At 65.4% G+C, this 13,709-nt stretch carries 12 protein-coding genes and 2 pseudogenes; 7 read left to right on the top strand and 7 right to left on the bottom strand.

All coding sequences use genetic code 11. The features are described from left to right. Together A8G08_RS26100 and A8G08_RS26095 are read left to right on the top strand one after the other, a co-directional pair. A partial coding sequence (locus tag A8G08_RS26100) for an Ig-like domain-containing protein (protein WP_169823370.1) occupies nt 1-280 on the top strand: 280 nt, incomplete at its 5' end. Between the two features lie 1,033 nt (nt 281-1,313). Next, on the top strand, nt 1,314-3,071 hold the full coding sequence (locus A8G08_RS26095; protein ID WP_068280922.1) for an Ig-like domain-containing protein: 1,758 nt from the start codon (nt 1,314-1,316) through the stop codon (nt 3,069-3,071). Between the two features lie 119 nt (nt 3,072-3,190). Here A8G08_RS26095 and A8G08_RS26090 read toward each other — a convergent pair whose 3' ends face one another. Continuing rightward, nucleotides 3,191-4,162, bottom strand: a complete 972-nt coding sequence (locus A8G08_RS26090; RefSeq protein ID WP_187344533.1) for a pseudouridine synthase — start codon at nt 4,160-4,162, stop codon at nt 3,191-3,193. A gap of 8 nt (nt 4,163-4,170) precedes the next feature. Here A8G08_RS26090 and A8G08_RS28195 point away from each other — a divergent pair. Continuing rightward, nucleotides 4,171-4,251 (top strand): annotated as a pseudogene (locus A8G08_RS28195) (type 1 glutamine amidotransferase domain-containing protein); the annotation flags it as partial. Between the two features lies 1 nt (nt 4,252). Here A8G08_RS28195 and A8G08_RS26085 read toward each other — a convergent pair. Continuing rightward, nucleotides 4,253-4,513, bottom strand: coding sequence for a hypothetical protein (locus A8G08_RS26085; RefSeq protein ID WP_245673009.1), 261 nt, complete (start codon nt 4,511-4,513; stop codon nt 4,253-4,255). A gap of 56 nt (nt 4,514-4,569) precedes the next feature. Here A8G08_RS26085 and A8G08_RS26080 point away from each other — a divergent pair, with 56 nt between their 5' ends. From A8G08_RS26080 to A8G08_RS26065, 4 genes are all read left to right on the top strand, one after another. Beyond that, nucleotides 4,570-5,316: a class I SAM-dependent methyltransferase gene (locus A8G08_RS26080; protein WP_068280916.1), complete on the top strand. Its 747-nt coding sequence runs from the start codon at nt 4,570-4,572 to the stop codon at nt 5,314-5,316. 176 nt (nt 5,317-5,492) lie between these two features. Beyond that, nucleotides 5,493-6,815 (top strand): serine hydrolase domain-containing protein, encoded by a 1,323-nt coding sequence (locus tag A8G08_RS26075; protein ID WP_068280913.1) that lies wholly within the window; start codon nt 5,493-5,495, stop codon nt 6,813-6,815. Nucleotides 6,816-6,963: 148 nt separating this feature from the next. Next, the gene (locus A8G08_RS26070; protein ID WP_068280926.1) at nt 6,964-7,923 is read left to right on the top strand and encodes a LacI family DNA-binding transcriptional regulator; all 960 of its coding nucleotides are present in this window, start codon (nt 6,964-6,966) and stop codon (nt 7,921-7,923) included. A 167-nt stretch (nt 7,924-8,090) separates the two neighbouring features. Then, the gene (locus A8G08_RS26065) at nt 8,091-9,548 is read left to right on the top strand and encodes an aldehyde dehydrogenase family protein (RefSeq protein ID WP_068280910.1); all 1,458 of its coding nucleotides are present in this window, start codon (nt 8,091-8,093) and stop codon (nt 9,546-9,548) included. Between the two features lie 123 nt (nt 9,549-9,671). On the opposite strand, the gene A8G08_RS26060 is transcribed toward A8G08_RS26065, so the two are convergent. The 5 genes and pseudogenes from A8G08_RS26060 to A8G08_RS26040 form a co-directional block, all read right to left on the bottom strand. Continuing rightward, entirely contained in the window at nt 9,672-10,376 is a 705-nt protein-coding gene (locus A8G08_RS26060) for a hypothetical protein (protein WP_245673008.1), read from the bottom strand. A 66-nt stretch (nt 10,377-10,442) separates the two neighbouring features. Then, the gene (locus A8G08_RS26055; RefSeq protein ID WP_068280904.1) at nt 10,443-11,426 is read right to left on the bottom strand and encodes a cation diffusion facilitator family transporter; all 984 of its coding nucleotides are present in this window, start codon (nt 11,424-11,426) and stop codon (nt 10,443-10,445) included. Further along, nucleotides 11,423-11,824: an ArsR/SmtB family transcription factor gene (locus A8G08_RS26050; protein ID WP_068280925.1), complete on the bottom strand. Its 402-nt coding sequence runs from the start codon at nt 11,822-11,824 to the stop codon at nt 11,423-11,425. Before A8G08_RS26050 ends, A8G08_RS26055 begins: the two co-directional genes overlap by 4 nt. A gap of 124 nt (nt 11,825-11,948) precedes the next feature. Next, complete coding sequence (locus A8G08_RS26045; protein ID WP_157108815.1) at nt 11,949-13,406, bottom strand: MFS transporter; 1,458 nt, start codon at nt 13,404-13,406, stop codon at nt 11,949-11,951. A 97-nt stretch (nt 13,407-13,503) separates the two neighbouring features. Continuing rightward, nucleotides 13,504-13,709, bottom strand: a pseudogene (locus A8G08_RS26040) (MarR family transcriptional regulator); the annotation flags it as partial.

Raw genomic sequence — 13,709 nt, 5'->3', positions numbered from 1 at the left:
GGCCCAGTCCGTGCCGCTGTCGGCCACGGTGGCTCCGGCTGACGCCGTCGGCACCGTCCAGTTCTTCGACAACGGTGTCGCCATCGGCGCCCCGGTGTCGGTGACCGGTGGTGTAGCGACCGTCTCGCACGTGTTCACCGAAGGCGCGCACAGCGTCACCGCGGAGTTCAGCGGTGGGACCGGGTTCCTCGGTTCGACCTCGGCCGTGAAGGCGATCAACGTGACCGATCCCGAGGATCCGGGCACCGGAGGCAACCCGATCTTCGGTTCCTCGAACTAACGGGGCCGGTTTCGGAAACTAGATAGAAGCGGCAGCGGGTGCCTTCATTCGAAGGCACCCGCTGTTGTGCCCGTCCCTGGGCCTGCAGACCTACCTCACGGCCGGCCCAAAGGAAGCCCGCGCGTGGACAATTGATCAGCGCGGCACCGCACCTTAGGTAAGCCAGGGCAGGCTGGACTTGCTGCACCCCTTGCCGTCTGACGTTTCGTCAGCGCCCCTCCGCAAACCGGGATGCATGTTGCGGTGCACGGTCTCCGAATACATATGCCGCACAGCATGTTTCGGGTGAAGGACAACGCGAAGCTGCCGACCACTGGCAGCGCCCGTGCCGATCCGGTCCCAGTGGTGGGCGGTTGTCGGATGCCGCTCGGCAGCGACTATCGCCGGAAGTCGTGCATAACTATGGGAGGTCGGCGAGCCCCGAATCACCGATCCGACAAGTTCATCCTATTGCCGTAACGATTTTAGATTTCGGGCGAAGTTATTGATAAGAAGAACTGATTAGGGGAACCGGAATTTGAAGAATTGCGTGTGTCACTCGCGCAGCAATACCCTGCTGGCCTCCACGCCTGACTAAAGATCGTTGTTTGGATTCCGTCCCGGACCGAATGTCGGTGTTCGGCTTCTGCGCGATAGCCCCCTCCAAGGGGAGGCTGTATCGCGTAATTCGGTGTACCCGGAGATCGTAACAAGATCACGACTTAGGTTGTGGGACAGGTTAGTTCGAAACAGATGCAGGCAATTGCGGATAAATGTCCGTTTCTCTTGACACTCCATTGGAATTTGTTTAAGTTTCCGTAACTCTCCCGCGCATGCTGATTTCGCGGGACACACAAACATCAGCGGACCTTGTCGAAAGAAGCTTTCTGATGAGACGCCAGCTGATCAACACGTCGGGGACTAGGTGGACGGCGGAAACGGCTAGTACGGTTCGTGATCCGCTCGCCCTAACGCAACCGATCTCGGTGCGTCCAAATGAGAGGTTCGAGAAAGTGCAAATTAGGAAAACGTTCAACTGGACCAGGAGGTAGAAGTGCGTTTAACACTCTCCCGTCGTCTCGCGACACCCCTGATCGCGGCTGCGGCCGCGACCGGTCTGGTGCTCGGGGCGAGCAGCGGCGTCGCCGCCGCCGACGCGCCGGCATCCTCGAGGTCCATGCAGGACCAGCAGCTCCTGCTGACGAAGGAAGTTGTCGGCAGCAACGTCGTCTACCCCGGCCAGTCGGTCACCTGGAAGACCAGCCTCAACTACACCACCGCCAACGGTGTCGGTGGCGCACCGTTCAGCCAGCTGGCGATCCCCTACGTCCGTGAGGTTCCCCCGGCCGGCTGGGTCAACACCGCAAAGTCGTTGGCCTACTCAGGCGGCGGCGGCAGCTGGTCCACCCAGGACGGCGGCCAGAAGGTCACCTGCACCAGCGGCTGCGTCATCATCGCCGGCGGCTACTCGATCAAGTCCGGCCAGTCGGCCGTACTGACCACGACCTACACGGTGCCCGCCAACACGGCCCCCGGTATCTACGACTCCGGCGCCTGGTCCGCCAAGCCCAACACCTGGGACGGCGGGGAGCGCGGCAGCAACACCTTCGGCGCCTTCGTCCAGGTCCTCGACCCGAACACCACCACCACGCTGAACGCCCCGGCGACCGCGGACAACGGTGTGCCGGTGGACCTCACGGCGAATGTTGCCCCCACACCGGGCGGTGGCACCGTGCAGTTCAAGGACGGTGGCACCAACATCGGTGCACCGGTCGCGGTGACCGGCGGCGCCGCGACGCTGTCGCACGCCTTCACCACCGACGGCCCGCACAGCATCACCGCGGTCTACAGCGGCGCCGGCCCGATCAAGTCGTCGACCTCGGCTGCGAGCACGGTTGAGGTCAGCACCCCGATCGTTGCGACCACCACCACCCTCACCGCTCCCGCGACCGCGGACAACGGTGCGGCCGTGGACCTGACCGCGACGGTTGATCCGGCAGCAGCCGGTGGCACCGTGCAGTTCAAGGACGGCGACGACAACATCGGTGGACCGGTCGCCCTGACCGGCGGCGTTGCGACCCTGTCGCACACCTTCACCACCGACGGTGACCACGCCATCTCCGCGGTCTACAGCCCCGAAGGTAACTTCGGTGCCTCCACCTCGGCGGTCTCCACCGTCGCGGTCAGCACCCCGGACGTTGCCACCACCACGGCGCTGTCCGCGCCGGCGGCCGCGACCACGGGCCAGTCCGTGTCGCTGTCGGCCACCGTGTCCCCGGCTGAGGCCGAGGGCACCGTGCAGTTCAAGGACGGCGACACCGATCTCGGTGCCCCCGTCGCCGTGACCGGTGGTGTGGCGACCCTGCCGCACACGTTCACCGCTGCCGGTGCGCACAGCATCACCGCGGTGTACTCCGGCGGTGCCGGATTCCTCGGTTCGACCTCGGCGGCCAGCGTGGTCACCGTGACCGACCCGGCACCCGAGGATGTTGCCACCACCACGGCGCTGACCGCGCCGGCGACCGCGACCACGGCCCAGTCCGTGTCGCTGTCGGCCACCGTGGCTCCGGCTGATGCCGTCGGCACCGTGCAGTTCTACGACAACGGTGTCGCCATCGGCGCCCCGGTGTCGGTCACCGGTGGTGTTGCGGGTATCTCGCACACGTTCACCGAGGGCGCGCACAGCGTCACCGCGGAGTTCAGCGGTGGGACCGGGTTCCTCGGTTCGACCTCGGCCGTGAAGGCGCTCAACGTGACCGATCCCGAGGATCCGGGCACCGGCGGTAACCCGATCTTCGGTTCCTCGAACTAACGGGGCCGGTTTCGGAAACTAGCTAGAAGCGGCAGCGGGTGCCTTCATTCGAAGGCACCCGCTGTTGCGTTTTGTCAGGGCGTCGCCGCACCAGCGAATCGTGGTGCCTCGAGGAGCGCTCAGCTCGAGGCCGGCGCCTCGGACAGCGTCCGCCGGGTGACGAATCGCCGCGGCGCCCCGGACAGCGGGTCGGTGAATTCCAGTTCCCGCGCAAGCAATTGGAGCGGAAGGGAATGATCGTCCGGGGTTTCGGGTAGCAGGTCGGGATACCAGCGGTCGCCCATTATTCCAATGCCGAGTGCTGCAAGATGCACCCGCAATTGGTGCATCCGTCCGGTGCTCGGACGCAGAATCGTATGCAGCACAGCATGTCCGGAGGCGCTGACGCCGGTCCCGCGCACAACAATCGTCGTTTCGGAGTTGGGTTCACGGGAGTCGTCCACGAGGACCCGGAGTTCGCCGCGCCGCGCCTCGATGTGGTTGCGGTACACGACGGGCACGTCACGACCGGCGAGCGTCGGCGCGTCCGGGTCCCACTCCGACGGGAGAGCCGACACCGCCTCGTACACCTTTGTGACGCGCCGCTTCTCGAACAGCGACTGGTACGCGCCGCGGGTTGCGGGGCGAGCCGAGAACATCACCAGGCCGGCCGTTGCGCGGTCGAGCCGATGGATCGGTGTCAGGTCCGGATTGTCGAGGCGGTTCCGCAAGCGGACGAGCGCGGACTCACGCAGGTAGCGCCCGCCCGGCGTCGTCGGGAGGAAATGCGGTTTGTCGATCACGACGAGGTCGTCGTCGCGGTACAGGATTTCTTCGTGGAACGGCACCGGATCTTCTGCCGGCAGATCGCGGTGGTACCACACGAATTTGTGCACACCCAATGCGGTGCCGCGACGAATCGGACTTCCGTCCATTCCCACGATTTCCCCGGCATCGAACCGCCGGTGCAGCGTCGCAGCGTCCAGGTGGTCGAACCTGGCGACTATGTACTCGGCGATCGTCGTCCACGGCCCCGACTCGGGGACGCGCAACCGCGTCGGTCCGACTCCGTTCTTGACGGGCAGTGGTGAGGGCATGGGCACGCACGACATGATCCCACCTCGTTGATGGGAACCTCGTGACCGGGCAGAACCCTGGGCCGGCGAAGGAGACCGACAAGAAGGTCGCGGGACTTCTGTAGCTCACGCGGTGGGCGGTGCGCCGTTGGCGACAGCCTCGATCCAGTCGATCGCCTCGTCGGTGAGCTCGGATTGCCCCTCGGTGGATTCTCCCGCCCACCACGACGGGTCCACATTCCCATCGTTGACATCGAGAACGTCCCGTTTAACGGACGGGTCCAGGGGTTCCCCGTTGTGGTCCATGAGCCAGTTCCGTGACTCGTCGGTCAACCGCGGCCACCACGCGTCGATCCGCATGACATCGATCTTTCTGCGCGTGATCACGGTGGTCAAGGCGCGAACCAAGCCTCTTGCGGTGCCGCCGGACGTAGCCTTTCCTGGTGAGCTTCGTGGTCCCTCCGGACGCGTACACGCGCTACATGGGCCGGTACGCCGAGCCCCTTGCGCCGGTCTTCGCGACATTCACGGGGGTCGGTGCGGGCAACATAGTGCTCGACGTTGGCTGTGGACCGGGCGCGCTGACGGCGCATTTGCTTTCCGTTGGTGCTTCGGTCGCGGGCATCGATCCCTCGCCACCGTTTGTCGATGCGATTCGTAAGCGGTTCCCGCAGATCGACGTGCGTGAAGGTACCGCGGAGGAATTGCCTTACATCACAGACGCTTTCGACGCCGCGCTCGCGCAGTTGGTGGTGCACTTCATGTCGAACCCGGTGCGCGGCATCGGACAGATGGCACGCGTGACGAGGCCCGGCGGTGTCGTCGCGGCCTGTGTGTGGGACGGGCCGACGGGTGCGCTGGCCCCGTTCTGGGACGCGGTGCACGTGGATGACCCCGAGGCCACGGATGAGGCGCTGCTCTCTGGGGCGCAACAGGGCCACCTGACCGACATCTTCGAAGCTGCCGGCTTGCGTGATGTGCACGAGGACGGCATTTCGATCGACGTGGTGCATCCGACGTTCGAGCAGTGGTGGGAGCCGTACACCTTCGGTGTCGGTCCGGCCGGTGAGCATGTCCAGCGACTCGATGACGATGGTCGCAAGCGCCTCGAATCGGTAGCGCGCGAGCGGTTGGGGAGTGGGCCGTTCACAGTCACTGCCAGGGCGTGGGCGGCGCGCGGGAGGGTGTAGGAACTCCGGGAGTGCTGTTGTGACTCGCGCGTTGGGCACGCGGTTCGTGCCGAACCACCGCAGCGGGCATTCGCCCGAAACGCCCGTTCCGATCGCTAGGCCGCAGTTACCGTTGAACCGACGCGTGGGTCGGCGCAGCCGACGCGGGGGCGCGCGAAGCCCTACTCGAGGCAGTGATGGCATTGATCGTCATTCGTTCACGCAAGTCGATCTGGATTCGCGCCGCAGTACTCGCGTCCTGCGCTGCCCTCGCTGTTGCGGGGTGTTCCTCCGACGATGAGTCGACGACATCGTCGTCCTCGACGACCACGACCTCCGCCAACTCCGCGCTCAAGGACATCGACCCAGCGGCCTTCCAATCGGCTATCGAGGCCGCGGCCAACGAGTTGAAGGTGCCAGGTGCGCTGGTGCTGGTGCGGACGCCGGAGGGGGAGACCGTCGCCTCGGTCGGGACCACTGAGCTCGGTACGCAGACAGCGCCCGAAAAGGACACCCACGTCCGGATCGCCTCGAATACGAAGACGATGACGTCGGCACTTATCGTGCTCCTCGCGCAGGACGGCAAACTGAAGTTCAGTGATCCGGTGTCCGACTACGTCCCGGGCGTGCCGAATGGTGAAAACATCACGATCGCAAACCTTTTGAAGATGCGTAGCGGGTTGTACAACTACACGATGGACCCCGCGGTCGGCGCGGTGATGGATTCCGACCCCGGTAAGGCGTGGACGCCGCAGGAGGCTCTGGACATCGCGTTCTCGCATCCGCCGAATTTCGCTCCCGACGCCGAGTACGAGTACAACAACACCAATTACGCGCTGCTCGGCCTCGTCGCGGAGAAGGTCGGCGGTCAGCCGCTGCAACAGCAACTGCAGGAACGGCTGTACGGCCCACATGGCCTGACGGAGACATCGGTTCCTCTCAACACCGATACGTCGATCCCGTCCGTGTTCTCGAACGGCTATATGTACGGCGGTAGCTACTACGCGCTCGCCGACGTTCCGTATCCCGCGGACATTCAGTCCGGCGCGGAGGCGGGAACGCTGCAGCCGATCGATTACACCCACCAGAACCCGTCCTACGCCACTGCGGCCGGCGGTGCGATCTCTACTGCGGACGATATGGCGAACTGGATGGAAGCGCTTGTCTCCGGGAAGGTCTTCAACGCCGAGTACCAGCAACAATGGGTCGATTCCCGGCAGCTCGAAGTCCCGGACGACCAGGACAACCCCTACGCCAAGGAGTACGGCTACGGGATCTCGTATCAGCACTTCGGCCCGAATGCGCCGATGTTCTATCACGGCGGCGAATTACCGGGCTTCAACTCGTTCATGGGCTACGACCCGGAAAATGATGTGACCCTGGTGATTTGGACGAATCTGACGCTCTCGCCCGAGGGGCAGACCACGGCGCAGGGCATGCTGGCGACGGTTGTCGATGAGATCTATCAGGGCCTGAACTTGGTGCCCCCGCCGACTGAGACGCCCACTCCGACGAGTTAGCAGCTGCCGAGCTAGCGCCCACTTTTCGGCCGAGCGCGCGGGATTCCACGCATCCGTGCGAAAAGTGGGCGGCGGCGTCCAGTGAGCGCACGTCGTGTCACGATGAGGCGTGGCCCGGCACAAGGATGACGCGACGGTGGCAAAGCCCATGCGTCCGACGCATGCCGATGTGGCGCGGCTGGCGAACGTCTCCACCGCGACGGTCAGCTATGTGCTGAACAAGTCCGCAGGTCGGCGGATCTCCGAGGCCACACAGGACGCGGTCTACCGTGCCGCCGAGCAACTCGGCTACCGGCCCAATGTCGCCGCGCGCAATCTCGCGCGCGGCAAGAGCGGCGTGGTGTTGTACGTGGTGCCGCGGATCGCGGTCGGCGATATGCCGTTGCTGGCCGCGAGCAGAATGACCACCGAACTGGCGCGCTGGGGTCTGCTGCAGGTGCAGATCTTCGAGACCGAGGACGATCAGCCGATCATCGACGCGGTGCAGAACCTGGACCCGATCGCCGTCGCCTGCATGTTTCCGCTGAGCACGGGCGCGCGACGCGCGGTAAAGGACGCGAATGTGCCTTACGTCGAGATCGGCACGCTGCCCGCACTCGGCGACCCGCATCTGTTCGTCGGTGCCTTGCGCGTCGAGTATCTGGTCGGCCGCGGTCACCGAAAGATCGCATTCGCACACTCCGGAATCTCCAAATGGCGTGCGCTGGGGGAGTATTGGCTCGAGGGCGTCGCGCTCGCGGCCCGGAACCATGATCTTCCGTCGGTCAGTGTTGCCGAGGTGACGATGGAGAACGCCGTCGACGTCGTGACACGTTGGCGGGGCGATGGAGTTACCGCCGTCTGCACGCAAAGCGACGACGTCGCGTTCCTCCTACTTCACGGCATGCGCGAGGCCGGTCTGGTGTGCCCGGGGGATCTCGCGGTGATGGGTGTGGATGCCAACCCGATGGGAATCATCAGCTCGCCACCGCTGACCACGGTGGAGTTCAATCCGGTCGCGGTTGCCGACGCTGCGATTGCCGCGATCCTGACCGAACTCGGTCTGCCCGCCCCGCGGGCCCCGAAACCGGCCGATATCGCCCGGGTGCTTCCGCGCGCATCGACTTGATCGACCGAGACACCTAGCGCCAGAACAATTGTCGTCCCGACCCGGAGGGGGTTTGGGGGTCTGAATCAGCAAATGAGGTGCAAATTCTGGCTCTGGACACCCGATGGTTAAGCGCATAACCTCGCCTGGACGCGATGAAGCATTGAGACGTGAGATAGGGGATAGGCATGACGGTGCAGGCCGTGCTGGACCAGATTCGTGAGCGACCGGGCACCGGCGACGTAATTCCGGTCTTCGATCCCGCCACCGAAGAACAGATCACCGAGTTCACCGACTGCGGGCCCGAGGGCGTGAACGATGCCGTCGCGCGGGCGAAGGAGTCCGCCGATTCGGGCATCTGGAAGGGCAAGGCCGACTACGAGCGGGCCAAGATCTTGTGGAAGGTCGCCGACCTGATCGACGAGAACAAGGCCGTCCTCGCCGAGCTCGAGTCGCTCAATGCCGGCATCCCGCCCTCACAGGCCGAGGTCATCGTCAGCGTCGGCTCCGAATGGTTCCGGTACTACGCGGGTTGGTGCACGAAGGTCGACGGCATCGCCCGGGACGTCAACACCGGTGGTCTCATGGGCATGGACTCGCACATGCACGCCTACACGCTGCGCGAGCCCTACGACGTTGTCGGCCTGATCTTCCCGTGGAACGGGCCGGTCTTCAATTACTGCGCGAAGCTTGCGCCGTCGCTGGCCGCGGGCTGCAGCAGTGTCGTCAAGCCCGCCGAGGAGACGCCGCTGTCGGCGTTCGTGCTTGACCGGATCCTTCACGAGGCCGGAGTGCCCGAGGGCGTGGTCAACCTCGTGAATGGTCGCGGGCACACCGTTGGTGCGGCGATCACCGCGCACGACGATGTCGACAAGGTGGCGTTCACCGGGTCCACCGAGGTCGGGCGCGAGATCGTGCGTGCGTCCGCCGCGAGCAACCTCAACAAGATCACGCTGGAGCTCGGCGGAAAGTCCCCGGTACTGATCTTCGACGACGCCGACCTCGACACGGCGATCATGATGGCCGGATTCGGCACGTTCGTGCACTCAGGTCAGGCCTGCATCTGCGGGTCGCGCATCTTCGCCCAGCGCGGTGTCTACGAGAAGGTTGTGGACGGGATCGCGAACCTGGCGAACGGTCTCCAGCTCGGCGGCCCGAAGGACGAGGGCGCCATGATCGGACCGCTGATCAGCGCGAAGCAGCTCGGCCGTGTCATGGGCTACGTCGACCAGGGCAAGCAGGACGGTGCGGAAATCGTGACCGGCGGGCACCGGCTCGACCGCAAGGGCTACTTCGTCCACCCGACGGTGGTGACCAACGTCGACCCGGCCACGAGCCGGCTGTACCGGGAAGAGATCTTCGGCCCGGTCGTGACGATCCTCCCGTTCGACGACGAGGACGAAGCGGTCGCAATGGCGAACGACACCACCTACGGCCTCGCGGCCACCGCGTGGACGAAGGACGTCGGTCGCGCACACCGAATCGCGAAGCGCCTCAAGGCCGGAACGGTCGGCGTGAACGCGCAGATGCAGTTCGACCACTCGCTGCCCTTCGGTGGGTACAAGCAGTCCGGGTGGGGCCTCGAGGCCGGCAAGGCGGGCATCGATGCGTACCTCCAGACGAAGGTTGTCTGGACGCAGATGTAATCCATCCTGGGGTAGGGACGGCAACGCCCACTTTTCGATGCAGCGCACGGGATTCCGTGTGTGCGGTCGAAAAGTGGGCGTTGGCGTTCAGGTCGGCAGTGGCGCGGCGACGACTGACCCGAATCATCCTTCTGTGCTCGGGGCCTGCTCCGCCGAACGCCCGGCCTCGAGCGCGCCCGCGATCCGCTGTTCGAGCCGCAGCGTCGATACCTCGGGAAGTGCGATGAGACCGTCGAGTTCGCGTCGCGCCTTGCGGTAGGCCGATTGTCGCTCGGCGGGCGTTGCAGCCTCGTCCATTGCGACCATGACGAGCTTGCGAGCGCGTTCGAGTGCCGCCCGCTCAACGGGGTTGAAGTGGGACTGCTTGCGCCGCTTCGCTTCTCGCTCGGCAGCGTCGAAGGCGAGGGCGTATGCGTGTACGGCGTCGCGATATTCGCTGTACCGATCGATGTCGAACAGTTCGCTCGCGTCGTCGGGGCGCAGGTCGTCGGCGGCAAGCTTGGTCCTGTGGAACTCCAGGGTCAGCGGCTCGCGCAGGTCGGTCATCAGGGGGTAATCGATGATCGTCGCGAGGTCGACCTCATAGTCGAACCACCGCTGATTCAAGCTGTCGTGGGTGGCGAGCACCTTGTCCACTTGAGCCTTTGTTGCCCGGGTCAGCTTGAGTTGCTCGGACTTGGCGGCGGCGCGGACGCGCTCGAGTTCGATCTTGTCGCGGCGGCGCCGTTCGTTGTAGGTCGCGACGCGCCCGGCCCACCCGCCGACGACACCGCCGATCGGAAAGATGAGCCACCAGTAGGTGCCCGCGAACTCGAAGACCGGACCCACGCATTTCATGCTACCGACGCGTCGGATCGTCCCGTCTCGCCGAGATCTCGTCGGTGCTGGTCAGGCTTAGTGAGTGTGCGTCGCGTGGGCGGGATAGGCGTGCACGAGCGCGGACTCGAGCCGAGGAACGTCGGCGATGAGTGCCTGCTCGGCGGCGTGCGCGATGGCGTGCGCGTCACCTAGTGCGAGGTTGGCATCGACGTCGAGTTCGACATCCGCCTGCAGTCGATGTCCGATCCAGCGCATCCGCAGGCTTGTCACGGCGACAACCCCGGGCAGGCCGGCGAGCGCCCGCTCTCCGGCGGTGACGAGTTCCGGGTCGACGCCGTCCATCAGGCGGCGGAATACGTCCCGCGCGGCGGTCCGCAGCACGGCCACGATGGCGAGCGTGATCAGGATGCCGATGATGGGATCGGCGATCGGGTACCCAAGCGCGACGCCGCCGGCACCGAAAAGTACTGCAAGCGAGGTGAATCCGTCGGTACGGGCGTGCAATCCGTCGGCTACGAGCGCTGCGGAGCCGATCCGCCTTCCGACCCGGATCCGGTACACGGCGACGATTTCGTTGCCGGCGAACCCGACCAGACCGGCCAGTGCGACCCACCCGGCGTGGTCGATGGGCACAGGGTCGATGAGACGCCGCACGGATTCCACACCTGCAATGACAGCGGACAGCGCGATCATCGCCAGGACGAATACGCCTGCCAGGTCTTCTGCACGGCCGAAGCCGTAGGTGAATCGCCTTGTGGCAGTCCTGCGGCCGAGGGCGAAAGCGATCCACAGCGGCACTGCCGTCAGCGCGTCGGAGAAGTTGTGCACGGTGTCGGCAGCGAGTGCGACCGATCCGGACACGATCACGATGACAACCTGGATCGCGGCAGTCACCGCGAGAATGACCAGGCTGATCTTCACCGCGCGTATGCCGATCCTGCTCGACTCGAGCGCTGAATCGACGCTGTCGGCGGTGTCGTGGCTGTGCGGGGCGAACACGTCCTTCAGGGCTCCGGCGAAGGTCGAACCAGAGTGCCCGTGCCCGTGATCGCTGATCATTGCGCCTCCCCATCGTTCCGGATGGGCGAGCCGTCATGCACAGCGCGCAGTCCGGCATCGGCGCGGTGGTGTTTGGGCACGCCAGGCCCGGCATGCTCGGCGTTGAACACCGCATCGATCACCAACTGCCGAATGTGCTCGTTCTCCAGGCTGTAGAAGATCGTCGTGCCCTCCCTGCGGGTCCGCACCAGGCGGGCCATGCGGAGTTTCGCGAGGTGCTGGGACACGGACGGAGCCGGCTTCTCGACTTGTGCCGCCAGTTCGGTCACCGACCGCTCCCGATCGACGAGCGCCCAGAGCAACTGCACGCGTGTGCCATCGGCGAGCATGCGGAACACCTCGACAACAAGGGCGACCTGATCGTCGTCAAGGTTCCGTCCGCCATTATCTGCGTACATATGCAGATAATAGAACGTAGTGGTTGTCAGTGCCAGCGCGTCGTCCAAACGGGGGCGAATTGTGTTTGTGTGGGCGAAGTTTTGCCCCTGCGAACAAGCTCTGCTCGCGTTTGGGGCAGTGCCGCTAGTGCGGGGAGATGCGGGCGCTGCCGGCGCCGACCACGGAAGTCGGCGGAGCCTCGAGGCGCTCCTCGAGTTCCTCCTCGGAAACCGCGGGAATCGTCAGGCCGGCCGCCGCGGCCACCAGGAACACCGCGCCGAGCAACGCGAAGCCGTGCGTGTAGCCGGATTCCGCGGGGAGGCCGTCGGGCAGCAATTGCGCGGCCACGATGCTCGACATGGCCGCCGAACCTATGGATCCGCCGATGGTGCGGATGTTGGCGTTCATGCCGCTCGCGACGCCGGTCTGTTCGGGCGGAACCGCCCCGACGATGAGGCTGGCCAGGCAGGCGAACGTGAGGCCGACGCCGAATCCGGATATCCCGCTGACGGCCGCGACCTGCCAGATCTCGTTGTTCACGAACGCCATGATGAACATCGCGATCGCGGCGAGAGAGGTGCCGAAAACCACGACGCCCTTGGGGCTGATACGCCGCGCGAGCGGTGCGGCGATCAGGCCGGTGATGAATGACGAGATCGCCATCGGCAGCAGGATCAGCCCGGACTCCGTTACCGAGGAGCCGAAGCCGTAGCCGGTGTGGGTCGGAGTCTGAATGAACTGCGGCAGGAACGCGAACGAGGCGTACATCCCGACGCCGACGAGAAGCGCGACGAGGTTGGTGGTCCACACCCCGCGCAACCGCATCATCCGCATATCCACCAGCGGCACGGGTGCGCGGCGTTCGACGAGCACCCACGTCGTCGCGACGATCGCGGCAAACACCACGAGTCCGATCACCACCGGTGAGCCCCAACCCCAATGCGGTGCCCTGCTGATCGCGAGAAGCAGCGCGCACAGCCACGCGGAAAGCAGCAGCGCGGGCAGTACCGGGATGCGACCGGGTGTGCGCACCGGCGATTCGGGCACGAAAACCAACGCGGCCAGTCCCGCTGTTGCGGTCACGATCGCGGGCAGCCAGAAAAGCCATGCGTACCCGAGGCCATCGGCAATCGGTCCACCGAGCACGATGCCCGCGCCGAAGCCGACCGCCATGAGAGAGGACACGACGCTGACCGCGCCGGCAACCTTCCGATGTGGGAACTCGTCGCGAATGATGCCGAACGACAACGGCAATACGCCGCCGCCGACGCCCTGGACCATGCGGGCAATGATCAGCACGCCGATGGTGGGGGAGAGCGCTGCGAGCACCGAACCGGCGCACAGCATCGAGAGCGAGAAGACGAGCATGCGTCCCTTGCCGACGGCGTCGCCGATGCGCCCGATGATCGGGGTGAATACCGATGCAGACAGCAGATAGGCGGTCAGCACCCAGGTGACCGTGCTCTGGTCGGTGTGCATGTGCTCTTCGATGGTCGGAATGACCGGGACGGTCATCGACTGCATCAACGCGAAAGAGGCGGTTGCGACTGCGAGAACGATGAAGGTCACCCAGTAGGGCGTCCTGACCCGTTGCGCTGCCACGTTGCTCCTCGAAAGATACTTGTGTTCGGTAAGTATCTTAAAGCCGCGTCGGGTCTTACCACCACTCGGGCGTGAGGCTTATCCCGCTGTGCGGGAATCAGGCCGTCGTCGGGCGGGCGTGCTGGGCGCGCTTCTGGCGCTCGAGCACTTCCTCGTAGGCCTGGTTGAACTCGCGCAGGCTCCAGACGAGCGCGTCGATGGTGCGGTGCGGCAGTTCGGCGAAAACGGCGTTCATCCGCTCGGCGCGCTGCAGGCCGTCGTGCTCGAAGGCCGCCATGCCGCGCTCGGTCGGTCGGATCATCC

Source organism: Aldersonia kunmingensis (genome assembly GCF_001646865.1).
GTDB classification, from domain to species: domain Bacteria; phylum Actinomycetota; class Actinomycetes; order Mycobacteriales; family Mycobacteriaceae; genus Aldersonia; species Aldersonia kunmingensis.
The sequence above is the reverse complement of the archived record's forward strand: the minus strand, read 5'-3'. Positions and strand labels throughout refer to the sequence as shown.

Bases quoted from the DNA above. Each gene is read 5' to 3' on its own strand.
- A8G08_RS26090 (WP_187344533.1), bottom strand. From the start codon at position 4,162: ATGTCGTGCGTGCCCATGCCCTCACCACTGCCCGTCAAGAACGGAGTC.
- A8G08_RS26075 (WP_068280913.1), top strand. From the start codon at position 5,493: ATGGCATTGATCGTCATTCGTTCACGCAAGTCGATCTGGATTCGCGCC.
- A8G08_RS26070 (WP_068280926.1), top strand. From the start codon at position 6,964: ATGCGTCCGACGCATGCCGATGTGGCGCGGCTGGCGAACGTCTCCACC.
- A8G08_RS26065 (WP_068280910.1), top strand. From the start codon at position 8,091: ATGACGGTGCAGGCCGTGCTGGACCAGATTCGTGAGCGACCGGGCACC.
- A8G08_RS26055 (WP_068280904.1), bottom strand. From the start codon at position 11,426: ATGATCAGCGATCACGGGCACGGGCACTCTGGTTCGACCTTCGCCGGA.
- A8G08_RS26050 (WP_068280925.1), bottom strand. From the start codon at position 11,824: ATGTACGCAGATAATGGCGGACGGAACCTTGACGACGATCAGGTCGCC.